The organism is Bacillus cereus group sp. Bc061 (assembly GCF_027715825.1).
GTDB classification, from domain to species: Bacteria; Bacillota; Bacilli; order Bacillales; family Bacillaceae_G; genus Bacillus_A; species Bacillus_A paranthracis.
Window position 1 is genome coordinate 1467181 of record NZ_JAQFTZ010000001.1, and the last position, 24934, is coordinate 1492114.

Here is a 24934-nt window from a genome sequence, read left to right on the forward strand (position 1 = left end):
GCACTTTTCTCACACGGGAAAAGTGCCTTTTTCATTTACTATTACAGGGGGATTTTTTATGCAGAAATTAATTGTCTTTGCTATTATTGGATTTTTCGCTCAATTGATCGATGGAGCACTTGGAATGGCGTACGGGGTAACGTCTACCTCACTTTTACTAATGTTTGGTATCGCACCGGCTGTAGCTTCCGCATCTGTTCATTTAGCTGAAGTTGTTACAACCGCCGCTTCTGGTGCATCTCACCTCAAATTTGGGAACGTTGATAAATACACCGTTTCCAGGCTTACATTACCAGGAGCAATTGGCGCATTTGTTGGAGCATGTTTTTTAAGCAATTTACCTGGGGATGTAATTAAACCGTACATTTCTGTATTTTTATTTACTTTAGGGGTTTATATTTTATTACGATTCATTATTCAAAAACAGATTGTTACTTCAAATAAACGTATGTCGGCTAAACAACTTGTTCCGCTTGGCTTATTCGCTGGATTCGTTGATTCAACTGGTGGTGGGGGCTGGGGTCCGATTACGACACCTGTACTTCTAGCAAGAGGAAATGAAGCTAGAAAAGTTATCGGATCTGTAGATACGAGTGAGTTTCCTGTTTCACTTGCTGCAACAATTGGCTTCTTCATCTCACTTGGCTGGGAACAAGTAAGCTGGGTTTGGGTATTTGCGTTAATGCTTGGTGGTATTGTCGCAGCACCAATCGCTGCGTGGTTAGTGCGCATCGTCCCTTCTCATTTACTTGGCGTATTAGTTGGTGGCCTTATTATCTTTACAAACATTCGTACACTACTTACTACATTTAAAGTGGATCCAACTATTATTTCACTTTCTTACGTGGCAATTGGTCTTGTCGTTATTATTTCTATTTTCATTGCTGTTCGTAATCATTCCAATCGTTCTAACGCATCAACAGCCCAATATCCGAATGATCAAAAACAGATGCTACCTTAATTACTAAAAAACCGCTCAACTTACTTCGAGCGGTTTTTTTCTATTTTCCAATTCATCATTGTTTCTGTCGAATCTACTCTTTTCATATGTAACTTCTCTAACACACGAATCGAACCATAATTATCAAGGAGCGTCTCTGCAATAATCGTTTCTACCTCTCCTGTCTGAAAAGCCCAATCTATTAGTTCTTGTACAGCTTCTGTCGCATACCCTTTATTCCAGTATTTCTCAATAAATCCGTAACCAACTTCTACTGTATGTTCCTCATTTGGTTTCCCTTTAAAACCTATATCACCTAGAACGATGTCATCTTCTTTTCGAATGACATACCACGCGCCCCAAGGTAATAAATCCTTATCCTGTTTTACATTTTCTACATGCCCTACAATATGTGGGCCACTATTATATCCTTGCTCGTTAGCAACGTGAATACTCTCTTCTGTACACGGCACTATATAGAGCCTTTCTGTTTCTAATTTCATTTTGATTTCCCCTTTTTTACTTACACGTTACTCTAATTATATCAAAAAATATGACCTGATTATGAATGTCGAATTATATTTTCTGAATTTTCTTTTAATTTTTGAAGGGTTTTTCAATATTTTTTGCGAAACATTTGTATAACAATTTTTTCTTTGCTTATTGTTACATAATAGTAGGTTCGGGTGGAGTTTTGCAAGCGTTTCCTATACAATAACCGATATTTTTTGATTTTTTCCTACAAAATATCTTGCAATATATTCAGAAACTCATTACAATTGCCATATATTAAAAATCTTAGCAATATATCAAATCCTCATCAATCCGATGAGGTAGAGGTTGCGACTTTTAAGAGTAAAACGGACGAGACACAGAGAAAGTCACCGACTCCGTTTGAAAGGAAAAGTTGCCGAAGTTTATATTTCTTCTCTGGAAATATGAGCTGGGGCTGTCTCCGAAAGGAACAGAACTGTCACGTTTACAAAATTACCGTGTAAACGTGGGGTGCTATCTTAACGGAAGGGTATGATGGGGTGGTTATTTGTGAAACGTTCCGCCAAATTCCTTTGGCGGTTTTTTGTATTTTTCTCCCCCGCTCCTTCCTATCTTACAAGAAAAGGAGTGTTGAACATGAATAGCGCAACGAATCAAGCTACCTCTAAAACAGAAGCTACAAAAGGAAAAGGTGAATTAAGACGCGGTCTAAAATCAAGGCACCTTACGATGATTTCTCTCGGCGGTACAATTGGTACCGGACTATTTCTTGCCAGCGGTGGTGTCATCCATTCAGCTGGACCTGGCGGTGCATTAATTGCATACGCCGCAATTGGAATTATGGTTTACTTTTTAATGACAAGCTTAGCTGAACTCGCAGCTTACATGCCTGTTACTGGATCTTTTAGCACGTACGCAACAAAATTTGTTGATCCATCACTTGGCTTTGCACTTGGTTGGAACTATTGGTATAACTGGGCCATTACAATTGCTGCTGAACTAGCTGCAGTAACATTAATTATGAAATTTTGGTTTCCTGATACTCCTTCCCTCATTTGGAGCGGATTATGTTTAGCTATTATTTTCCTTTTAAACTACTTATCTGTTAAAGGATTTGGTGAATCTGAATATTGGTTTGCACTTATTAAAGTAGCTACAATTATTATCTTTTTAATTGTCGGGTTCATGATGATTTTCGGAATTATGGGCGGCGAAACTGTTGGATTTAAAAACTTCACTGTTGCAGATGCACCATTTAATGGCGGCATCATGGCAATTATCGGTGTATTTATGGCAGCTGGTTTCTCATTCCAAGGTACTGAATTATTAGGTGTAGCTGCTGGTGAAACATCTGATCCAGAGCGTAATATTCCAAAAGCAATTCGTTCGATCTTTTGGCGTATCCTTTTATTCTATATCCTTGCGATTCTCGTTATCGGTTTATTAATTCCTTATACAACTGAAAGTCTTGCCGCAAGTGATGTAACAGTAAGTCCATTTACACTTATTTTTGAAAAAGCGGGCGTTGCCTTCGCTGCTTCTGTTATGAACGCTGTTATTTTAACGGCAGTACTATCTGCTGGTAACTCTGGTATGTATGCATCAACTCGTATGCTTTGGGATTTAGCTCGCCAAGGGAAAGCACCGAAGTTTCTTGGTAAATTAGATAGCCGCGGCGTACCTGTTAACGCATTAATCGTAACATCGATTGTCGGTAGTATCGCTTTCATTGCTTCTTTATTCGGTGACGGTGTTGTATACATTTGGTTATTAAATGCATCAGGAATGTCTGGCTTTATCGCATGGGTTGGAATCGCAATTAGTCATTATCGTTTCCGTAAAGCATATATCGCACAAGGAAAAGATTTAAATGACTTACCTTATAGAGCAAAATGGTTCCCATTCGGACCAATCTTCGCATTTGCACTTTGCGTCATCGTAATTTTAGGTCAAAACTACGGCGCATTTATGGGTGAATCAATCGATTGGAACGGCGTACTCGTTTCTTACATCGGTTTACCACTCTTCTTAGTACTTTGGTTAGGATACAAATTTACGAAAAAAACAAAAGTCATTCCACTTGATAAATGTGAACTGAAATAAAGTGAAACTTTAATCCGTGGGGGTTTTCTTCATCCCCCACGGATTATTAGTTGAACCAATCGGACTTTTATGGGCAGTTGATCCCCCACCTAACTTCTTTTCTTTCGCTGCATTTTGAGGTGAGGGTCTTACTGCCCATTAAAGTCGGATAAAGTGAAACGAGCAAACAAATTTGTTTGCTCGTTTTTTATTACAAACCTCTTTACTTCCCTATTTCTTCTGTTTTTGCAATAATAAAGGAAATATAAATAAAGGTTGGGATACAATGAACATTCGCATTACTGATGAAGCAAAAGCAGCTATACATAGATTAGAACGTGAAGATAAAAAAATCATTCGCATTAGAGGGACAATGACAAACTCTTGTAGTATTTTCGTTGATGTCGATTTAATTTGGGATACATATGTTGCAGATGATGTTGTATATGAAGATGCAGACCTTATCGTACAAATGGATTCATTTACGAAAGACTACACTGGTGATACGGTGAAGCTTGATTATAAAACGACAGGTTTTAGTATTACGACTCCGAGTGAGACTTTAGTTTATGGATTGTCGATTAAAAAATAAAACTTGTTTTCAACTGACCACTGAGGTGAAAAAATGGGTAAATATGTTCCGCTAAAATTTTTATTTAACGAAGAATTAGCAGAAAAAATGGCTGATTCTATTTGTAAACACGATCCTACTTTCTCTAAAAGAAACTTTGTATCTTCCGTAACATGTAACGTTGAAAATTTAGAGCTAAAGCAGCGTATTGAAGTAATTGCAGATGAATTACACAATGCTTTACAAAAAGATTTTAATGAAGCAATACATATATTACTGAAAACATTAGGACCAGAAAATACAACAGAAGTAGGCACATTTACAAACGGATATATGTACATGCCTATTGCAAAATACGTTGAAAAATATGGACTTAACGACTTTGAAACCTCATTCAACGCCATGTATGAAATAACGAAAAGAAATACTGCTGAATATGCCATTCGGCCTTTTCTTGAAACATACCATGAAGACACACTAAATATATTACAACAGTGGATTCATGACGAAAACAGCCACATTAGAAGATTAGTTTCTGAAGGTACAAGACCAAGGCTTCCTTGGGCTAAAAAAATAGGAGCTCTGAAAGGTGACTTTCAGTACAATTTACAGCTTCTTGAGCCTTTAATGAATGACCCTTCTAAATACGTTCAAAAATCTGTAGCCAATCATATTAACGATATTACGAAAGAAGATAAAGAACTTGTTTTTCAATGGTTGCAGCAATTACGTGATAAACAGCATCCAGTTAATCCTTGGATTATAAAACATGGGTTACGAACGGTGATTAAAAATGGTACTTTACCAAAAGATTTTTGTTTTTGAGTATTTTAAACAAAAACGCGTATGCTTCAAAAATAAAGCATACGCATTTCTTTCTTTTAAATACAGCAATAACAAACGTATTTTTCCAACATTCCACTTCTTCAATGAAAGGTCTATAGCATTATTTCGATAAAGCTAAACCACCTACCATTGCTCATAAAATCTATCCCTATTCCATTTCTACTTGCTTCATATAATATTCCATCGCTTCATTAAGCCATTTTTGTTCATCTTCTGCGAAAGGCGAAGGTATCATATTTTCAAGTTCTTGCATATCCAGTTCTTCCACACTAGTATTAGCTAACTTTTGTATCAGATCCTCATTAAGAAATGAAAAAGACTCTTCAATATATTCCTTAATCATCTCTTGTACTTTCGAATCCTCGACTGGTTTACCATATAATTGCTTAACCTTTTTAGACAAGTGAATAAACGTTTTATCCAAAGCAATTTTATCTTCTTCTGATTTCTTTGATATTTCTTCCACGATATCCGTTAACTTATGGCGTTCCGTCCATTCTTTGTGTGTATGTTCAGTATTCATACCGTAAATAAGACTAAATAATACAGTACTATCTACCTCTTCTTCCTCTTCGACTAACTTCATTACTCTTTTAATTACTTGCATTGATTGCTCAATTTGTTCTTGTTCTCTTTCTAACACTTGCAAATGGAGAGACAAGCTTTCATTCAGATCAACGCTAAAGCTTGATTCATGTAACAAATTAGCGACTTTATCTAGACTATAGCCTAGAAATTTTAAACTTATAATTTTTTGTAAGGTTATAATATCTTGATATTTATAAATACGGTGCCCTGAAGAAGGATTCTTTTCTGGTTGTAACAATCCAATTTCATCATAGTAATGCAAAGTAGGAATTGGTATGCCCGTTTTTTTCGAGAATTCTCCAATAGAAAACTTTTTATCCGTATTCATGTAAATCCCCCTATTAAAAATATAAATTCATTATAAAACCTAAAGTAACTAGAGGTTCAAGAGGATAATTCAAGAAAATTCAAAAACGTTAAAATTCATGTAATCAATACGTATTGCACTATTTCATTTAATGGCCCAATTATTGAAGAGCATAACCTTCCCTCACAAATTCAAAGGACTTTCACTTACTTATCCCGAATATATAAATAACCATTCTCACAAGGAGCGAATTTATATGAATCTATTCGAGCACGAAACGTAAAACCGCTTCTCTTTCATAAGAGGTCCTCCTTTTTCTTTTTTCATCATATCATTCATTGAAAAATAGGAGGACATAATTATGAAACGTAATCTATTATTTTTAACTTTATTAGAAAGTGCAAATACACATTTTAGCGGTTGGGATTTTTCTTTTATTTCAGAAACGGGCCGAATGAAGAGCGAGCCTTTATCATGGTCGTACGGCAGTACTGCTTTCCAGCTTATGCAACGTGCTAAAGCAATGCTCGATATGGGTACTGGCGGCGGAGAGTTTTTATCTATGTTACAACCGTTCCCACCAACTATTTATGCGACTGAGGGTTATGCACCAAACTTGCCAATTGCTCGGAAGAAATTAGAACCTTTAGGGGTTACAGTTGTGGCAGTAATTGATGATACTGCTTTACCATTTCAAGATGAACAATTTGATTTCATTATGAATCAACATGAATCCTATTCTGCTTCTGAGGTAAATAGAATACTTTCTCCTAATGGAATATTTCTTACACAACAAGTTGGTGGTCTCGATTGTGCGGAACTAAATGAGCAGTTTAACGCACCGCTAAATAACGAATTTGCAAGTTGGTCTCTTGAAACAGCATGTAGTGAGTTAAAGGAAAATGGATTTACTATTTTAGAAGCAAAAGAAGAGTTTCCTTTCCAACGCTTTTACGACATTGGTGCTATTGTCTATTATTTAAAAGCAATTCCGTGGCAAATCCCTAATTTTACTGTCGAAAGGTATTATGAGGAATTATATCGTATACATAAAGTCATCTTACAAAAAGGATATTTTGATGTGACGCAACATCGTTTTCTGATTAAGGCGATTCGCAGTTAATCATGGAGCATATGAAAAAGAGATGGATCTACCATCTCTTTTTCCCCGTTTATTTTTAAAAATTTTGTGGTGGTTTCTAGATTGTTAAGTACGTCCACGTCTTGCAATCACATCAGCTAATGTAATAAGTTGCTCGTGCGTTATCTTTCCGGATACCTTTTCTTTTATAATTTTTTCCATTTCCTTTGTAACAGTCATGCCTTCTATTTCTAGACTCGCTTTGGCCGCCTCGAAAGCTTTATTTAGTTCTTCCTCGTTTTTGAATGTCATAATTTGAGTCACTCCCTTCAAATCATTTTTTTACTCTTTTAATACAAGAAAGGTAATATCATCCCATTTCCTCTCTAATTGTAAAGTAGTCTTTTCAATACTTCCTCCTGTTAACAAATCATATCCTTCAATCTCAGCTACCAATTGTTTCGTTTTACTCTTTGGATTCATATCTTTGTATAAGATGTATAACTTATTACCATGTACTTGTATATCCGAAATCCCTTTGTCCTCTCTAGCGATTTTTGTATCACTCTGCAGTGAATATGTACGTATGATATTCAAATTCTCATCTAACTCTTTTATTTTTTCATCATGATTTAAAACGTACACCTTATTATCATACACCTGCACTAAAACAGGTATGAATTGCTTGTCATTTAATACCGTTTCTTTTTCTACTACTTTAGTTTTCGGGTTTATCATCATTAATTTCGAAGGCAGCTTTTGATTTACATTATCACTTAATGCGAGTATTAGTTTATCTTTATACTTTTGAAAAATTATTTTTTGAGCAGTTGGTGCAAAATACACATTTTCATTAGGAATTTCAAATTCGTTTGTTTTTTTATTTGTGACCAAATCTATTTCTGAAATATATACTTTGTCTAGCGTTTGTGAAAATGCGTATATATGATTCTCAATAATATGCGCACCTTGAATCGTTCCCTTTAGTTCTACACTCTCTTGCCTTTTGTCACTATCTTTCCAATATACAAGTTCACTTGTATATCCCTTCTTTTCGTCTACCAGCCCAATGTTCACATCATAAAATTTATAACCTTGCTCTGCATGTATAAAATATGCCCCTGCGTTTACATCTTGTAATTGTTTCGGTCTACTGATTTCTTGCATCTTACCAGTCTTATCAATTGCATAATGATTGTTATTTCTATTTGATGAAAAGTAGTATCCCTTTTCATCTTTTGCATTGCTCATCATACTTTGACCATCTACTTCCATTTTACTAATCGTATTTCCTTTCTTATCATATGCATATATGTAACCACCATCTTTCATTGCATTTGAATAGGATACTAGATAGTCCGCTTGTTGAATGTTTTTAAGTTCTTTATCACTTTTAGAACAAGCTACCAAGAGGAACATCGTACATATAACGATTATGGCCAATGAATTGTATTTCTGAAACATATCTTTCCCCCTTATATATAATGAGAGCAATTAACATACAAATGCTAATTGCTCTTTGAAAGATTTTATTAACTTGAGTATGAAAGATTTTTTTTTACATATCGTGTGTTCGCATTATCATCTGTCAAAAATGAAGTTGTGTAATGAATAATATTCCCGTTATCGTACGTGAATATATGCTCTAACTTATTTTCTTCTGTTAATACTATTGGTAAGTATTTTGGTAAATTGCTAACTACACCTCTATTATCCTTATTTAATATCCAATCAATTTCTTTCCATTCTAATAATCCTTCCGCCATACTTACTGGCGTGTCCATATGTACCCCATCTGGCAGATCAGCAAGGAATACATACATTCCTTCACGCCCCTGAGACTCGTCCTTACTTTTAAAAACGACATTCCCTTTATACGTTACACTTGGAAGATCTATGCCTGTTTCTTCAAGCGTTTCTCTAATTATTCCTTCATATGGCGTTTCATTATCTTCAATTTTTCCACCAACACCATTCCACATTCCCATATTTGGCTTTTTATTTCTATTCAATAAGAGTATTTTATTTCCTTTTCTAATGAAACAAATTGTGTACTTATACATACGTTTCTTTCCTTTCTTTTTCCCCTCATCTAAAAATTTAAACAGCATTTTGATTAGACTTGCTGCATAAAAAAATTCTTATTATACAAACAACTGTTTTTTTAATGAGGTATTTTGCTCATTTTTATTCAAAAACATTCTCCTTACAATCATATCTCACATAATATATTGTACAACTTTCGTTTCCAGAAAGGAGTGTTCAAAATCGATAACATAAGCAGCGAATTTTTAAAACAATTTTACGATAGTCGCGTCTGGTTATATGATACACATTGGCTTGGAGTCCCCATTCTCAAACTTCCTTCTGATCTTTTTTTGTATCAAGAAATGATTTACGAATTAAAACCCGATTTAATTATTGAATGTGGCACTTGTTATGGTGGTAGCGCACTGTATTTAGCTTCCATTTTAGATTTAATTGGAAAAGGTCATGTTCTTACTATTGATATATTTCCACAACCAAATCGTCCATCCCATGATCGTATTACGTATTTAACAGCTTCTTCTGTTTCAGTAACCGCTGTGCAAACAATATTAAGTATGCGCAAACCTGATGATGTGATTTTAGTTATTTTAGATTCAGATCATAGTAAAGAGCATGTAGCAAAAGAATTGTTGCTTTATAAATCTATCGTTACTAAAGGCAGTTATATTATAGTAGAAGATACATCTATTAATGGAAATCCTGTTTCTCCTGATTGGGGACCTGGCCCAATGGAAGCTGTTGAAGAGTTTTTAGCTACAAACAACAATTTCATAATCGATGAATCTAAGCATAAGTTTTTCATATCGTTTAACCCAAAAGGTTTTTTAAAGAAGATAAAGTGAAACGTTAATAAGTGGGGATAGAGAAACCCCCACTTATTCTATGATCTTCATTTTTGAAAAAGGATAATATACAAATTCCACTTTGCCTATTATATTATCTTCTTCAATATATCCTAAACCGTTTCGACTATCTCTACTAAGTTCACGATTATCTCCCATTACAAATAATTTATTTGGTGGGATTTTTGTCTTTTGAAAGTTATAAAACACTTGCGTATTATTGAATAAATCTTTATTTGTATACGGTTCTTCTTGTTTTTTATCATTCACATATACAGATCCATTCGTTATGTTAATTACGTCACCAGGAAGCCCTATTACTCGTTTTACATAATATTTTGACTCATCCTCTTCCTTTATAATGACAATTTCTCCATGCTCTAAATCGGAAAAATGTACTGCTGCTTTATTTACAAATACGTAGTCTTCTTCATATAAAGTCGGTTGCATTGATTTCCCTTCCACTTTACATAAAGTAAAAGAATGATAGGCTATTACCAAAACAAACACGAAGAGTATGTATTTCCCCCAACCTCTTTTAATCTCCTGTTTCATATCCATTCCCACCTTATTCAAACGCTTTTTAAATCAAAAAATATATCACTGCACCATATGTCTCAATGCAGTGATATTATTTTTACTGGGCCTTGTTCAGCTGCTCTACTGGGACTGGATTTCCACCTGCTCTTTTCGCTTTCAATTCAAAATACGCATCCAAAATCTCTTTACCAATCGCGGAATTAATTCCTGATTTGTCATCATTTACCCATGGTACAACAACTGAAAAAGCTACTTCCGGATCAGCATCATACGGCGCATAACCGGCAAGAGTTAAATTATAACATTTTTTTCGATTATTGTTTTCATCTCTTCCAATTTCACTTTCTCCACCATACACAGTTTCAGCTGTCCCTGTTTTTCCAGCTGGTTTATACGGTAATCCTTTAAACGTTGCAGTACCTGTTCCGTCATTCTCTTGAAAAACCCTTCTAAATCCTTCTTTTACATGATTAATGTATGAAGTGTTCATATCCACTCGATTTAAAATAACTGGTTCAATAGATCGAATAACTTTTCCAACATCCTCTGGTCTATGTGGTTGTTCTCTCACTTCTTGCACAATTTGCGGTTTCATTCTGTAACCACCGTTTGCAATGGTTGAAATATATTGAGCAAGTTGAAGCGGCGTATATGTATCGTACTGTCCAATCGCATAATCAAGTAAAAAACCAGGTACGTTATCCGTTCTACCCATTTGACCAATCGATTCATTCGGCAAGTCAATACCAGTCGGTACACCTAAACCAAATTGTCTAAAATAGTAGCGCATTTTATTAAATGTCTCTTGTTTAATATCTAATGGATTGTTTGGCACATAATTTATACCTGCCATCTTTAATGCTGTATTAAACATATATACGTTTGATGAAACTTGTAAAGCTCTTAAATCATCAATATCACCAAAGTCTTTCCACGATTTCTTCGGCTTAGAGCTTCCTTTAAAATACATAGGTGCATCAAAGAAATGTGTATACGGCTTAATTGTGTCAGTTTGATAGCCGGCTAATAATGTAGCCCCTTTCACAGTTGACCCTAACTCATAAGAACTTGTCATCGTCCCTAAAGCATAGTCCTCTATTTGCATCCCGCCATCTTTATTTACAATTTTCTTTCCTGCCATCGATAAAATTTGACCGTTTTTCGGATTCATCATTACAACGAATGCACGATCCATCATCTGCTCTGCAGAATGAAATGCTCGTAAATTCTTTTCAAGACTTTCCTCTACTTTTTTCTGTAACTCCATATCTACTGTTAACATTAAATTATTTCCACTTTTTCCTTCGGTCACTTTTTCTGTCCGGATTATATTTCCTGCTTTATCTGTAATGCTTCTAGATTGCTCTTTCGTTCCATGTAATGCGTCTTCATATTGCTTTTCGATGTAACTCTTACCAATGCGGTCATTTCGGTTATAATCACGCACTAAATAATAATCTAATTGTTCCCTTGGCAATCCTTCATTTTCAGTAGAAACGCTACCAAGAATAGAACGAAGTATTTTATCATTTGGGTATTCACGTTCCCAGTCTACTGTCGTATCTACTCCGGGCAAGCTTGCCAATCTTTCACTTACGACTGCATATTCATTTTGACTTACATCTTTTTTAACGATTTGCGGCGTCATTTTATATCCCGCATTCATTTTGCTTTTAATAGCTAGTACTTCTAGGTCTTCTTTTGAAAGTTCGCTTAATTCTTCTTGTGTAATTCTTTCCCTACGTAACTCTTCCACTTTTTTATCTAATTCTTTTCCTTCTATCTCCTGCTTCCTAAATTTACTCTCATCTTCTTTCGTTACTTTTTCTGCTGCCCGCTTTTCATTTAACTGCATCCAAAAATCCTTTTTATCTGTTTCTGTTAACTTGTCTATATCCTCTGGCGACATTTCAATTAACTGGGCTAACTGTCTTGCTACTTGTAAAACTTCTTTCGAATCTACTCCTTTCATTTTCGTATATGTAACGGTTCGTAGTGGTTTGTTATTTACAATCACCTGACCTTGTCGATCAAACATTTTCCCTCTAGGAACAGGTGTACTTACCGTTACATCTTCCTTTTTGTTCACTTCATTTCTATACGTTTCTCCATCAATGATTTGTACTTTACCTAATTGAATTATAATAGCTGAAAATAAAAGAAAGACGATAAAAAATAGTACATTTAACCGAAAAGGAATATGAGTCTTTTTCTTTTTCGATTGTTTCTTCTGCTCCTTTTTCTGTCTCATTTCGCTCCCTCGCTTCATTCTATTAACATTTCTACATGGAACCATTATGTATCAAATTTATTTATATGATATATATAGAATTTTATATTAATTATAAAAGAAATAAAAGATTTAATTTTCAGTTTTTTGATTTTATATCCTATTTATTACCATTCCCTTAATGCACAATAACATGAATATTATTCTAAAAGAAAAATGGTACAAATTTATTTTTATACCATTAGTTTACATTTATTTGTATACTAAAGAAATAAATTCATAAAAGACATTACTTAAGGAGAGAACGAAAATGACAGATTCATTTACAATACATACTAATGCGCCCCATTGTTTAAACTTTATGATTTATATTCAAAATATTTATCTCAACCAAAAAGAGAAAAAGGAAAATTTAAAATTTCCTTACATAGCAAGACAATTCAATTTTTCTACTAACTTTGAAGCAAATTTCAAAGAATTATGGCATTCACTTCGCAAACAAATGGCTAATGACAAGTTTGATTCGCAAATTTTTTATGATGAAAACCATATCTTTTATGAGAATCTTTTTGATAATCATTTATGTAATAAAGAATTATTCAAAGAATTAATATGTAGTTTTAAAGTATGGTGGACTAGCATAGCAGGTCAGCTTTCATTAGAATGGTCTGTAAGTGATTTTAGTAGACAACTTTACGAAGACTTAGTTTTATATATAAAACAACACCAAATAAAACCTTTACAACAGCTACATATTAGCTTACTTTATGACGATTGTGTATTCGTTAAAAATAATACTACTTCTTACTCTGCTATTTTACCTACGAAACACTTTTTTATTAATTATAGAGATGTTGTTACTACATTATCGACATGTTTTCACGCTGCTTAGTATAACGATTACTCAAATAAAAAACTGAGGCGGATACCTCAGTTTTTTCGATAACTTATTTCCTTGAAGACAATCCGTCAACAAATTCACCAATCTTATTTTGAAAAACATAATCAAAGTTATATTCCTGTCCTGTTAACTCTTCATTTACTAAAATCGTTGTTGCTCCTACTTCCCTCTTTGCGATTTGCGGGAATGAAGCAACAGGTTGTACTTTGAGTGACGTCCCCATAACGATAAGCACATCTGTTTCATATAAATGTTTGACCGCATTTTGATATTGCGGCAATGTATCTCCGTATAAAACAACGTCTGGATTTAAAATGAAATTACACTTCTGACAGCGCGGCACTTCATGATCAATCATATACTGCAAATCATATCCCGTTTTACACTTCGGACAATGTGCAGTTTGCAGTGTGCCGTGTAAATCAATAACATGTTTACTACCACCTAATTGATGTAAACCATCAATATTTTGCGTTAAAATCGTAATATCTTTCCCTTGCTCTTCTAGCTCTGCTAAAAAGCGATGGCCACGATTTGGCTTATATTGATGAAACGTATTAATTTGAAATATTTCTTTGTAATGCTTCCAAAATTCTTTCGGGCTTCGGTTATAGTACCCTCTTGATAAATACATCTCCACATTCGCATCAGCATACAATCCATTTGCTGAACGGAAATCTGGGATACCACTTTCCGTACTTGCTCCTGCACCTGTTAACACTGTAATTTTCTTCACTTGCTCTAAAATTGAACGTACTTCTTCGAATTGTTGCACAAAAATCACCTCTATGTATTTTCCTATTCTTATTATACCAGTTGTTTACAGGAGGTGTTGTACGATTCGATTTATTTACTATGTTACATTATCTACACAAAAAAATTTTTGAGCATAATTAAAGTTCCCAAGATAATTACTGTTCAATTACAATAAAGTTTAATCCTTTTTCACCTAAAGCACCCGTTAGCTTAAGCACATTTTCTTCAAAAATCTTTGTTATAGAATTAGGAGTTAAAGTGGTGAGAATGGCAGTACAGTAAAATGCTAAACAATTGTCCCAATTAGCAGATATAATAACTGAAGGTCTTGTTAGACTATTTATTACAGAAAGATTGCCACTACGTAATCTTGTAGCTGTTGATGAGAAAATAGGACAAACGCGTGAAAAAGTCATATTTCTTATAAAGATTAACAAGTGAATATGACATTTAGTTTTAAATCATAAACTCTTTAGTTTGTTTTTATTGCAGTGTAGCATGAAAGTCTGCACAAAGTGTTCATCCTTCTTAGATGATTTAATATATAAAGGAAACACCTTCTTTCCTTCTAAACAGGAGTTTCTCTTTAAATAATGCTATCTAATTCTATATATGTTCCCTAACAAAGTTCAACTGTTTCTATAATTCTTTATGGTTGAAATCCATGTATTGTTTTGTTCTAGCTTTTTAATTTTCCTCTTTAGAAAAGCTAGAATTACACCATTGTTATTTTTATTTATCTCATGTTCAACCCATTTCTTGGTTGGAACTTAGGCTTTCGACTGCAATTTAGAAGTAGTACATTCTCTGATTTTAATACGTTATGAGTTTTTAATATAATGAATATCCTGAATATCTATTATGATTTTTATTAAAAATAAAAGAGAGTGGAAAATATCCACTCTCTGAATTAAATAAAAAGTAACATATTATCTAATATTATTTTTTAAAGAAAGGAAGTTTTTCATATTCCTCATCACCTAATATAGAATGAATTCTAACAAGTTGAGGAGTATCTAATGAATCACTTTTAATCTTATAAATATCTAAAAACACATTAATAAGAATGACTTTAATTTTTTCTAAGGAGGTTATTTTCCCTTGTAAAGATTTAATATTAAGAGCTCTGCTCATCATTTCCTTAAGATACAATATAGTATTTTGTTCGTTGGAAATTTTATGAATATTTCTTGAAAAAGTACCAAAATAACTATACAGCTCTGATAGTTCCACTTTATATTTGTGGTTCAGGTAAGTGGCATCTAGTAAGGAGTTAAGTGTTGAAAAACTTGTTCCTTTTATTTCGTGATAAGTCATTTCAGGCTTAAATGCACTTAAAAGAATTCTCAATAAATTTTCAACATTAGCTCTCATTATAGAATAGAATTGAAAATCATCATTTGTCGGCAAAACATATAATATTTTCAGATAAATTAATTTTTGATCCGCCAATAATTGGGCGCAAATAGGATTCAAACTTTTTATCCCCGAAAATATTTCAGAAATAATAAGCGAGTCATGGATATTAAGAAAAAGCTTTTTTACAAGTCCTTCATCAGATTTTAAGAACGCACTTTGAGGATAGGATTCTTTTATAAATGCAAAATAATTTTGGTATTCGATTTGTTTATTCATCATCTGATCCTCGTTTAAATTGCCCCATTATTGAGTCAACATAGTTCTTCGGATTTTTAGATTTTGTTTTAGTGTCCGGTTCAATTTGGTTAAAAAGTAAAGTTTGCAGATTACGTGTAATCAATAATAAATCATTTTTTTCCGCTTCATTAATATCTCTCAATATTCTACCTAATAATAATGTACGGCTTTTAAATAAATAATCACCATACTCATAATTAATTGCAGCAATAAAAGTAGCAATATCTTTATTTCTATTAAAATGTTCTTTACTTAAAAGAACATCAGTAACAATAGAATATAGTTCCAATCGTAGCAATTCTATATTTGTATTACCATTTAACTTACTTAGGCTGGATTTACTGTATCTTGAGGACATAGTTTCATTATCCTTTCATCAAATTCTTCAACAATAACCTGTATATTCATTTTAGATATACTATTTTCACCATCTACAATAAAATAGCCTACATCTTTAGGAATATGAGAATTTTTAACAAAATGATTTTCAAAGAAATATATTCCTTTTTCTTTTAACTCCTTACTAGTAAAAATATCACTCATAAAATTTTGTACTCCAGGCGTGGGCTTTCTTGCCATATTTGAAAAAATAACGCCTATTTGAGAGATAGGACGATATCTAAATCGGTCTCTATGGACAGACTTTAATTTATCTATCGCTTTAAATAATAAATCTAACCCTAACACTGAATATGAATCAGGATAAATAGGTGACACATAGAAATCGCTTGCTAATAATGCAGCAGTTGTATAAAAAGAATATGTAGGAGGACAGTCTAACAAAATATATTTAAAATCATCGGTTAAATTAAAGTCTTCAATGAAATTCTTAAGAGCTTGTTCTTGTTCGGATCCTCCTAAAGTTCTTTCAAGAAAAACGGTATTTAAGTCTCCAGGTATTATTGATAATTTTTCACTTAGATCAAGTATTACATTTTCTTTTCCAGCCTTCTCGATATAAGATTGATTAAAAACCATATTAATGCTAGAAGTACAAACCTGAAAATTTTTATTTTCTTCACTTTCGCGTTCATAGGTATGTTTATATTTATATTTTTTAAAGATTGACTGTGTAAGGTTTGCTTGGGGATCTACATCGATTAAAAGTACTCGTTCACCACGAGAAGCTAGATAATATCCAATTTCTTTACACAGAGTGGTTTTACCAACGCCACCTTTCATATTAAGAAAGGTTATTACATGTCCCATATCTCAATTCTCCTCATCTATAATTCTATTTTAATAACATAATAACATGAATAATAGAATTCCTCTTAACTTTTTTATCCAATTTAAAATTATAGTTCTATATATATTGGTTTGAATCTTGCATAGATTAATTCGTTCATAGAAAAGAAGTTTATATAGCATATTCAGTATTTAATTTCATCTATAATTTATAAAAATAAAGATTGCGTCATATAGCTGAAATCCAAAAGCGCTGAAAACGAACTATTGCACACCCTTAGAATAAGAGCAGACCTATGTAGTTATCTTACCTGATCGTTATTTTATATGATTAACAAAGCATAGCAATTTAATAGTGCAATATTTCACAGTATATGCGAAAATAATGATTAGTGATAATTGTAAATAAACTTAATTTATTATTATTATTATGGAATTCTAAAGGTAACACACAAAAATTTATAAAATCTTAAAGAATACTAACTATAACTAAAAACATAAGGAGATCTTTATATGATAAATAGCTCTAATATAGAGTATAATGAACTATTTCAAGTGAATTCGCCTTCCCCTGATAGCTGGTGTAAGCATAAAAAGAGGTTATGGCAAGTTTTGATGAATCATCTTGATTGTTATTTTAGTTCTGATAACAGAGATTTAGTAAAAAAAGAAGAAGTAATTAATTTTATTCAAAACTATTTTGAATCGAATAACTTTGCCTATGCCTACTACTGCCCCATTAACGACGATCCATTATTTTTAATTGCGAAGAGTAAGGATGCAAAAAGCTACATTCATCAAGTGGGAGATTTAGCCTCAATTTTTAATAGTATTTATTCGGAATTAGGAATACTTTTTTGTACTTCAACAAAAAATAGTGGTTATTTTAAATTTCATCGCGTTGATGAAGATTTAAGTTTTAGAGAGCAAGCAGTTATTGATCCAACAATAAAGTTTCTCGCTACTCAACAAACTTGTTGTGAAAGAATGATTTTTGAAAATATCGTTACTCATTTCTATAAGGAGGACGCATTTTCAGAAGATTCCCAAATTCAATTAGATGGAAAGATAAAAATATATACTGAGTTTGAACCCTGCATTAGATGCTATGGACTAATGAACTCTATTAAAGAAAAGTATAAGCTTGATATAAAAGTATATTACGAAGAATGGTTCCCAGCTAAATTCCAAAAACTCGCAGATATTAATAGTATTACCAATGTTCTTGATAAGTTTCCTAAAACTGCATTTGACAAAAATAATGATTTAAAAAAAGAGGTTCTTGATGAAATTTTCAATCTCGCTTTTTCCGAGGCCATCCCCCCACACACTGCATTCGCTCGTGTCGCACAGCGGATGAACAAAGGTACCAATACAAAATGTGATTATAAGACATCTCGTTAAACTCGTGAAGGAATCTCTCTAAAAAGATCGGATAAAAAAGAACCTGTATCAACAATTACTAAATACTTATTGATACAGGTTTTAATTCCCAAGGTTTATTTACAGTTTTACATTTAACGCATTGAGGTCTTTCTATTTTGCCATCGGGCGCTTTTATTTAAGGAAAAGACAATAATATATATGATATTTCGTAATCAGATACAGTTGTTGAGCAAAAATTTGGTCTTAATAATAAATTAAATTATAAGTCGAATACCAAGCTATTATTTTAAATCTACAAATACTTCCTCTACTAATTTTCCTTTAAAGGCATCCAGAATTAAGTCAGAATCGTTAAAGAAGTAAAGAATCAACTTCTCCCCCATTCCTTTACACTTATTTCTCCTTCTACTAGCCATTGCTTAATATTATGATCTGCATGTGCACTGATTTGTTACTTAACTCTACTTTGTAATTGCTATTCTCATGAAAATTAATTGAAACATCTATATGAATAAAATTATTTGTTTCCTATAAACAAAAAGAAATGGAGGTATTCATTTTTAGGCCATCTATTATCAACCAAATGCAGTTATACAACCTGTTAACACTGTAATTTTCTTCGCTTTTTCTAAAATTGAACGTACTTCTTCAAATTGCACAAAAATCACCTCTATGTATATTGCTATACTTATTATACCAGTTGTTTACAGGAGATGTTGTACAATTCATTCTACTTAATGCGTCGTGCCCCCAATTTCCACTATATCCACCTCAACGGTCGTCGTTACTTCAACTGCCAACTCTATCCCTTTACGAATAGTAGAAAGTGACATACTCGGTTGCCCTGGATAATTACTCGCTTGCTCTGGTAAAAATGGAATATGAACAAATCCACCTTTTACTTTCTGATTCTGTTTCTCTAGTTCATGCATGAGACCATAGAATAAGTGATTACAAACGAATGTACCTGCTGTTTGTGAAACGGAAGCCGGTATGCCCTCTGCCTTTAGTCTTTTTACAATTGCTTTCATCGGAAGTGTAGACCAATAAGCAGCTGGTCCTTCTTCTACGACTGGTACATCTACCGGCTGGTTTCCTTCATTGTCAGCAATTCTTGCATCATCAATATTAATTGCGACACGCTCTATCGTAATATCTGGTCTACCTCCAGCTTGTCCAATGCATATAATGAATTCCGGTGCTAGTTCTTCTATATACTCTTTTAATACACTGATTGATTTATGAAATACAGTGGGTACTTGTTTACTAATAATCTTGTATTCTCCGATTGTTTTTTCATGCAAACTTTTTGCGACTTCCCAAGCTGGATTGATACTTTCTCCATCGAACGGATCAAATCCTGTTAATAATACTGTTTTCATAGTTTTCTCCTCCTAATTAGAAACGATATACTAGGCCGTACATGATAAACATATTTATGATGAAGATTGAAAGAGCAATTGGTACTTGCGCTTTAATAACTGCATTTTTATCTTTCAGTTCTAAAAGCATTGCCGGAACGATATTAAAGTTTGCTGCCATTGGCGTAAGCAGCGTTCCGCAATATCCAGCAAACATACCAAGAGCGGCCATAATTGCTGGATTCCCGCCGTGCATTTGTACAATTAAAGGTAAACCAATTCCGCCAGTAATAACAGCAAACGCTGCGAAAGCATTTCCCATTACAACTGTGAAAAGCATCATTCCTAAACAGTACGCCATAACAGCAACGAACGGATACTCTGTCGGTAACACTTGTCCGACTAAATCAGAAACGACTTGTCCAACGCCAGATTTCGCGAAAATACCACCAAGTGCCGCTAACATTTGTGGTAAAATAACAGCCCAGCCGACAGCTTGTAATAGTCTGCTTCCTTCTTGTACAGGCGTTGTTATTTTCGATTTTGTAATACGCATCGCCGCAACGAATGCAAGTAATGCTCCTAATGCTAATGCTACTAGCGTTACTTTATCCGGATCAACAAGAGAAACATTTCCCCATTTGATTTTTCCTAACGTTAACGTACCGATAATTGTAAAAATAGGAATTAATAGTGCAGGCATAAAGATTTTATTTTTTAATTTCTCCGCATGTTTTACACGTTCTTGTACTGGAACTTCTTTCTCCTCTGATTTTGTTACTTTATTTAGTGAAGCTAACACAACCATAGCGAGTACAATACAGCCAACGTAAAACGAAGGGATTACATTTCCAAATAAAAATGTAACTGCAAACAACGCCCAAAATAAACTAGAACCAAATCGGTTTGGATGTTCACGATCGAATGCGATACGAACGGCGATAAAGGCAACGATTATACCTAATACATAGTAGATTGTATCCATTGTAATGATGTTCATTTTATATCGCCTCCTTCTCTTCTTTTTCTTTTGATGTCATCGTTTTTGCTATATATTTATCAAACCTTCTAAATCTGATCCAGCTTACGATAAGTGCAGATATTGCAGTTGGAATACCCCAAAGCGCCATATCCCATACTCCGACATGCATACCTACTGAATCAAAGAATCCTTTCATTAATAAAATAGCACCAGTTGCGATAAAAATATCTTCTCCGAAAAACCAAGCTGTATTTTCCGCAGCCGCTGCATTTGCTTTAATCTTTTCTCTTAATTTTTCAGGGAGCTTACCGTATTTACCTTGCGCAGCCCCTTCTGCCATCGGTGCAACGAGTGGTCTTACTGTTTGTGCATGACCACCAATATTAAGCCCTAGTGCTGCTGATGATTCTCTTATCGTAAAATATGACATTAATACTCTTCCAGTTGTTGCACCTTTTGATTTCGTTATAAGTGCTTCTGCTCTTTCTTTCAAACCGTAACGCTCTAAAATTCCGATTACCGGTAAAGTTAGTATGATAGGCATAGACATATATCTATTTTCTATGAAAAATTTACCGAACATGCTGATTACATCATAAAAGCTTAATCCTGAAACCATACCAGTAACAATACCTGCAACCATAACGACTAAAAGTGTATTTAATCTAAATAAAAATCCCACTGCAACTAGTAATATCCCGATTAATTTCACCAATTCCAACACTTCCCCTCATTTTTTTATTTCGGTGCACAAATAGAAATGCCATTTTGTTCAAATGTTCTGTATATTCTTTTCGCAAATTGTACTGCTTTTTCTCCATCACCATGTAAACAGATCGTCTGTGCCTGAACTGCTACTTTCTGCCCGTTCACCGAATTTACATAGCCTTCTTTCACCATTTGAAGCACTTGCTTTATCGCTTCGTCTTCATTTTTTATAAGCGCATTTTCTTCCGTACGACTCGTTAATGTTCCATCTTGCTTATACGTACGATCTGCGAAAGCTTCTTGTACGAGAATTATATTGTATTTTTCCGCAGCCTGTATAAACGCCTCGCTATTTGCTAATCCGTAAAGTAATAGACTTGGATTTATATGATATATTGCCTTTGCAATTGCATCTGCAATTTCCGGATTAGTTGCCGCCATATTATATAGAGCACCGTGTGGTTTCACATGATGCATCTTCCCGCCAGCTGCTTTTACAAAACCATCTAATGCACCAATTTGATATAGAACATAATCGTATACTTCACTTGCTGGAACGTTCATGTTCCTTCTACCAAATCCAATTAAATCCGGAAATCCGGGATGTGCCCCTATCGCAACGTTATGTTGCATTGCCTTTTCGACTGTTTGCCGCATAACGGACGGATCACCCGCATGAAAACCGCAAGCAACGTTTATAGAGGAAACGAACGGAAGAATTTCATCATCATTCCCCATTTTATAAGCGCCAAAACTTTCTCCTAAATCACAATTCAAATCAATTGTAGCCACACTGTTTCCCTCCTAATTTCAGCTTCGTAAAGCAATGAATTTCTTTAATAGATTCATATTTACTTCTTGTTCTATGTACAATTGTTCCGCTTCTTCAAGCGTAATTTTCTCAAAAGAAACATAGTCCCCCGGCTTTAGCTGGGCAAGAAGAGGTAAATCTACTGAAATGATATTTCCCATTCTCGGATAGCCACCTGTCGTTTGCCTATCTGCCATTAATATAATCGGCTGTCCACCATTAGGAACTTGAATGGTTCCAAATGTAACAGGACTCGATAAAATCTCTTTTTCTTCCATCCTATTTAATACTTCTCCCTCAACCCTATAGCCCATACGGTCAGCATAATTAGATACTGTATACTCTTTCGTAAAAAATGCCTTTTTGCTTTCTTCTGTAAATTGATCATATTCAAAGTCAGCTATGACACGAAGCTTAGGATGTTTCTTATACTTTGGTAGTACGCTGTTGCTAATTGCCCATTTCGTTTTTATTCTCTCATCTTTTTGTAAGTCTTGAATGAAACGATTCGCCATTTCTGGTTGTACACCAATTTGGAAGTAGTCACCCTTTTTCAACATTCTTCCTTCTATACCTCCAATCGCAGCACGTATGTAAGTACTTTTGCTTCCCATCGTACGATCAATATGGATACCACCTGCAAAAGTCACATACGTTCTGCAACCACTTTTCACTTTTCCAAAGCAAAGCATACTACCTTCTTCCGCTAAAATGGGACGCCATAATGGTATACGCTCCCCATTTAGTAACGGTTCCATATCCGCACCGCCAATCGCAAGTAACGTCGTTTTCTTTATTAACAATTTCGGTCCCATAATCGTCATTTCGAGTGCCGCTTCATTCTCTTCATTACCAACTAACATATTGATCATCCGAAGTGCACTTTGATCCATCGCCCCGCCAACTGGCACACCGTATTGTTGATAATGAGATCGTCCTAAATCTTGGACTGTTGTAAACATCCCTGCATGCAAAACTTCTACATCCATTCTTTAGCCCCCTCAAGTGATACGTACTCTTCCTTCGTTATTGGGATAAATCGTAAATACATGCCGCTTTGAATAAAGGTTGGTGTTTCTTCTTCCGGATTAAATAAGGAGATTGGTGTTCGTCCAATAATATTCCATCCACCCGGTGTTTCAAGCGGATAAATACCTGTTTGATTTCCGCCGATTCCTACTGAACCAGGAGAGATTTGTAACCGTGGTATTTCTTTTCTAGGCGTTTCTAGTTTTTTTGATAGTCCTCCTAAATACGGGAATCCTGGTGTAAAGCCTAACATATACACAAAATACGTTGTTTCACTATGTATTCGGATCACATCTTCTACTTGTAAACCGTGATAACGTGCGACCTCTTCCAAATCAGGTCCATATTCTCCTCCGTAACAAACGGGTATAGAAATATGTTTCACATCTCGTTTCAGCTCTTCCTTATACGTATCTAACATTCCAGTTATATATTGGCATACGTAATCATATGGTCTTATCTTTCTGTCATTTCCCTTCCATACTTCATACAAATTGTAGTAAACGGCTAATGAAGTAAACGACGGAACACATTCAACCATCCCTACAAACGGATGTTGCTGCAACGCTTGAAATAGTCGTTGTACTTTTTCATATACATCCATCCCAATTTCTTCACCAAATGTAACAATAATTGCTTGATCCCCTAACGCAGAAAATTTCATCCTACTCCCTCTTTCTATGCCAAAAAGCCGAGTTCTTTCGAAATGCGATTCGCTGTCTCTTTCACCTTCGCGATAAAATATGGAATGTTACTTTCGCTGTACTCAATTGCTAATCCTGAAATACTAATGCCTGCTACAACCGTTCCATCATTTGCGAAAATAGGCGCTGCTATAGCTGCTGTATGATTTTCTAACTCAGAATAGCTAATGGTGTGTCCTTCCTTTTTCGCCATTTGTAACACTTCTAGTAATTGTTTCTTATCTACGATTGTTCCATCTGCAAATTGTTTTAAATTCGTTTCCTCTATGTATTTCCGTTTCTTTTCCTCAGAAAAATACGATAGTAAAATTCTCGGACATGCACCAGCATAAAGTGGCGCCCTTCTTCCAACCGCCGTATACACGCGTACAGGCTGAACGCCTTCCATTTTTTCCACATAAATCGCGTCGTTACCATCTTGAATAATTAAATTAACTGCCTGCCCTAAACTATCTCTAAGCTCTTTCATATATGGAATCGCAATATTTCTTACTGATAGTCTTTGTGAAACAAGTTGACCGAACCGTAAAAATACAACTCCTAGATGATATTTCCCCTTTTCGTTTTTTTGTAAAAACTCCATTTCTTCTAACGAGCCAATTAAACGATAAACAGATGTTTTCGGCATACTTGTTAGCTGAACCATCTCTGTTAAACTTAGCTCTTCATGCTCATAAAACAACTCTAAAATATCCATTGTCTTAACTGCCGTTTTATTTATACTCATTCTATCTCCCTCTTGTTCCGAATTTCGGAACTTAAATTCCGTTTTTCGAAACAAACATATAATTTAAAATTATAAAATATTCTTTCAATTCTATCAATATATTTTTCAGCTACTTAACCTTTATGTAAGGTCAATACAAAATAAAATTTAGAAA

The 24934-nt window shown here is 34.2% G+C and carries 27 protein-coding genes and 1 riboswitch; of the genes, 9 read left to right on the forward strand and 18 right to left on the reverse strand.

The window, feature by feature from the left end; translation table 11 throughout:
• Positions 1-58 precede the first annotated feature (58 nt).
• Positions 59-961, forward strand: a complete 903-nt coding sequence (locus PDQ40_RS07715) for a sulfite exporter TauE/SafE family protein (RefSeq protein WP_076868724.1) — start codon at positions 59-61, stop codon at positions 959-961.
• 20 nt (positions 962-981) lie between these two features.
• On the opposite strand, the gene PDQ40_RS07720 is transcribed toward PDQ40_RS07715, so the two are convergent.
• Entirely contained in the window at positions 982-1443 is a 462-nt protein-coding gene (locus tag PDQ40_RS07720) for a GNAT family N-acetyltransferase (protein WP_000764614.1), read from the reverse strand.
• A gap of 323 nt (positions 1444-1766) precedes the next feature.
• Positions 1767-1959: riboswitch (Lysine riboswitch) on the forward strand.
• Between the two features lie 112 nt (positions 1960-2071).
• On the opposite strand from PDQ40_RS07720, the gene PDQ40_RS07725 reads away from it, so the two are divergent.
• The 3 genes from PDQ40_RS07725 (at position 2072) to PDQ40_RS07735 (ending at position 4913) form a co-directional block, all read left to right on the forward strand.
• Positions 2072-3538 (forward strand): amino acid permease, encoded by a 1467-nt coding sequence (locus PDQ40_RS07725; RefSeq protein ID WP_001083374.1) that lies wholly within the window; start codon positions 2072-2074, stop codon positions 3536-3538.
• 265 nt (positions 3539-3803) lie between these two features.
• Complete coding sequence (locus PDQ40_RS07730; RefSeq protein ID WP_001026181.1) at positions 3804-4109, forward strand: iron-sulfur cluster biosynthesis family protein; 306 nt, start codon at positions 3804-3806, stop codon at positions 4107-4109.
• Positions 4110-4142: 33 nt separating this feature from the next.
• Positions 4143-4913: a DNA alkylation repair protein gene (locus PDQ40_RS07735; protein WP_214328192.1), complete on the forward strand. Its 771-nt coding sequence runs from the start codon at positions 4143-4145 to the stop codon at positions 4911-4913.
• A gap of 169 nt (positions 4914-5082) precedes the next feature.
• Here PDQ40_RS07735 and PDQ40_RS07740 read toward each other — a convergent pair whose 3' ends face one another.
• Complete coding sequence (locus PDQ40_RS07740; protein WP_001090706.1) at positions 5083-5850, reverse strand: MerR family transcriptional regulator; 768 nt, start codon at positions 5848-5850, stop codon at positions 5083-5085.
• Positions 5851-6190: 340 nt separating this feature from the next.
• Here PDQ40_RS07740 and PDQ40_RS07745 point away from each other — a divergent pair, with 340 nt between their 5' ends.
• Complete coding sequence (locus PDQ40_RS07745) at positions 6191-6952, forward strand: class I SAM-dependent methyltransferase (protein WP_270691321.1); 762 nt, start codon at positions 6191-6193, stop codon at positions 6950-6952.
• Positions 6953-7036: 84 nt separating this feature from the next.
• Here PDQ40_RS07745 and PDQ40_RS07750 read toward each other — a convergent pair whose 3' ends face one another.
• The 3 genes from PDQ40_RS07750 to PDQ40_RS07760 all read right to left on the reverse strand — a co-directional run bounded on the left by PDQ40_RS07750 (position 7037) and on the right by PDQ40_RS07760 (position 8973).
• Positions 7037-7222, reverse strand: coding sequence for an antitoxin VbhA family protein (locus tag PDQ40_RS07750; protein ID WP_000143190.1), 186 nt, complete (start codon positions 7220-7222; stop codon positions 7037-7039).
• 30 nt (positions 7223-7252) lie between these two features.
• The gene (locus PDQ40_RS07755; protein ID WP_061130670.1) at positions 7253-8374 is read right to left on the reverse strand and encodes a hypothetical protein; all 1122 of its coding nucleotides are present in this window, start codon (positions 8372-8374) and stop codon (positions 7253-7255) included.
• A 68-nt stretch (positions 8375-8442) separates the two neighbouring features.
• On the reverse strand, positions 8443-8973 hold the full coding sequence (locus tag PDQ40_RS07760; protein ID WP_025991645.1) for an NUDIX hydrolase: 531 nt from the start codon (positions 8971-8973) through the stop codon (positions 8443-8445).
• 195 nt (positions 8974-9168) lie between these two features.
• Between PDQ40_RS07760 and PDQ40_RS07765 the strand changes: the two genes are divergently transcribed.
• Entirely contained in the window at positions 9169-9801 is a 633-nt protein-coding gene (locus PDQ40_RS07765) for a cephalosporin hydroxylase family protein (protein WP_003161750.1), read from the forward strand.
• 33 nt (positions 9802-9834) lie between these two features.
• Here the strand turns inward: PDQ40_RS07765 and lepB are convergent, their stop codons facing one another.
• A complete protein-coding gene (lepB, locus tag PDQ40_RS07770; protein ID WP_000806877.1) occupies positions 9835-10356 on the reverse strand; it encodes a signal peptidase I in 522 nt (173 codons plus the stop codon).
• A gap of 82 nt (positions 10357-10438) precedes the next feature.
• Positions 10439-12592 (reverse strand): peptidoglycan D,D-transpeptidase FtsI family protein, encoded by a 2154-nt coding sequence (locus PDQ40_RS07775; protein ID WP_270691322.1) that lies wholly within the window; start codon positions 12590-12592, stop codon positions 10439-10441.
• Positions 12593-12881: 289 nt separating this feature from the next.
• Here PDQ40_RS07775 and PDQ40_RS07780 point away from each other — a divergent pair, with 289 nt between their 5' ends.
• Positions 12882-13463 carry a hypothetical protein gene (locus tag PDQ40_RS07780; RefSeq protein ID WP_270691323.1) on the forward strand — a complete coding sequence of 194 codons (582 nt, stop codon included), beginning with the start codon at positions 12882-12884 and terminating at the stop codon, positions 13461-13463.
• A gap of 55 nt (positions 13464-13518) precedes the next feature.
• On the opposite strand, the gene PDQ40_RS07785 is transcribed toward PDQ40_RS07780, so the two are convergent.
• Positions 13519-14247 carry an NAD-dependent protein deacylase gene (locus PDQ40_RS07785; protein ID WP_270691324.1) on the reverse strand — a complete coding sequence of 243 codons (729 nt, stop codon included), beginning with the start codon at positions 14245-14247 and terminating at the stop codon, positions 13519-13521.
• A 275-nt stretch (positions 14248-14522) separates the two neighbouring features.
• On the opposite strand from PDQ40_RS07785, the gene PDQ40_RS07790 reads away from it, so the two are divergent.
• Positions 14523-14669 carry a hypothetical protein gene (locus PDQ40_RS07790; protein WP_270691325.1) on the forward strand — a complete coding sequence of 49 codons (147 nt, stop codon included), beginning with the start codon at positions 14523-14525 and terminating at the stop codon, positions 14667-14669.
• A gap of 498 nt (positions 14670-15167) precedes the next feature.
• On the opposite strand, the gene PDQ40_RS07795 is transcribed toward PDQ40_RS07790, so the two are convergent.
• From PDQ40_RS07795 to PDQ40_RS07805, 3 genes are read right to left on the reverse strand one after another with little or no spacing between them, the layout of a single operon-like run.
• Positions 15168-15863 carry a hypothetical protein gene (locus tag PDQ40_RS07795; RefSeq protein ID WP_270691326.1) on the reverse strand — a complete coding sequence of 232 codons (696 nt, stop codon included), beginning with the start codon at positions 15861-15863 and terminating at the stop codon, positions 15168-15170.
• Positions 15856-16242, reverse strand: coding sequence for a hypothetical protein (locus tag PDQ40_RS07800; RefSeq protein ID WP_270691327.1), 387 nt, complete (start codon positions 16240-16242; stop codon positions 15856-15858). Before PDQ40_RS07800 ends, PDQ40_RS07795 begins: the two co-directional genes overlap by 8 nt.
• The gene (locus PDQ40_RS07805) at positions 16212-17093 is read right to left on the reverse strand and encodes a ParA family protein (RefSeq protein WP_270691328.1); all 882 of its coding nucleotides are present in this window, start codon (positions 17091-17093) and stop codon (positions 16212-16214) included. Before PDQ40_RS07805 ends, PDQ40_RS07800 begins: the two co-directional genes overlap by 31 nt.
• Before the next feature lie 492 nt (positions 17094-17585).
• Between PDQ40_RS07805 and PDQ40_RS07810 the strand changes: the two genes are divergently transcribed.
• Positions 17586-18476, forward strand: a complete 891-nt coding sequence (locus PDQ40_RS07810; protein WP_270691329.1) for a hypothetical protein — start codon at positions 17586-17588, stop codon at positions 18474-18476.
• Between the two features lie 716 nt (positions 18477-19192).
• On the opposite strand, the gene pcp is transcribed toward PDQ40_RS07810, so the two are convergent.
• From pcp to PDQ40_RS07845, 7 genes are read right to left on the reverse strand one after another with little or no spacing between them, the layout of a single operon-like run.
• The gene (gene pcp / locus PDQ40_RS07815) at positions 19193-19840 is read right to left on the reverse strand and encodes a pyroglutamyl-peptidase I (RefSeq protein WP_270691330.1); all 648 of its coding nucleotides are present in this window, start codon (positions 19838-19840) and stop codon (positions 19193-19195) included.
• A 16-nt stretch (positions 19841-19856) separates the two neighbouring features.
• A complete protein-coding gene (locus PDQ40_RS07820; RefSeq protein ID WP_001021658.1) occupies positions 19857-20819 on the reverse strand; it encodes a DUF979 domain-containing protein in 963 nt (320 codons plus the stop codon).
• A 1-nt stretch (position 20820) separates the two neighbouring features.
• Positions 20821-21516 carry a DUF969 domain-containing protein gene (locus tag PDQ40_RS07825; protein WP_000239804.1) on the reverse strand — a complete coding sequence of 232 codons (696 nt, stop codon included), beginning with the start codon at positions 21514-21516 and terminating at the stop codon, positions 20821-20823.
• Between the two features lie 23 nt (positions 21517-21539).
• Entirely contained in the window at positions 21540-22301 is a 762-nt protein-coding gene (pxpA, locus tag PDQ40_RS07830; RefSeq protein WP_000190811.1) for a 5-oxoprolinase subunit PxpA, read from the reverse strand.
• Positions 22302-22319: 18 nt separating this feature from the next.
• Positions 22320-23309: a biotin-dependent carboxyltransferase family protein gene (locus PDQ40_RS07835; protein WP_061184541.1), complete on the reverse strand. Its 990-nt coding sequence runs from the start codon at positions 23307-23309 to the stop codon at positions 22320-22322.
• Positions 23300-24013: a 5-oxoprolinase subunit PxpB gene (pxpB, locus tag PDQ40_RS07840; RefSeq protein ID WP_000672253.1), complete on the reverse strand. Its 714-nt coding sequence runs from the start codon at positions 24011-24013 to the stop codon at positions 23300-23302. The genes PDQ40_RS07835 and pxpB overlap by 10 nt, the downstream gene beginning before the upstream one ends.
• Positions 24014-24027: 14 nt before the next feature.
• Positions 24028-24780 (reverse strand): IclR family transcriptional regulator, encoded by a 753-nt coding sequence (locus PDQ40_RS07845; RefSeq protein ID WP_000026379.1) that lies wholly within the window; start codon positions 24778-24780, stop codon positions 24028-24030.
• Between the last annotated feature and the right edge of the window lie 154 nt (positions 24781-24934).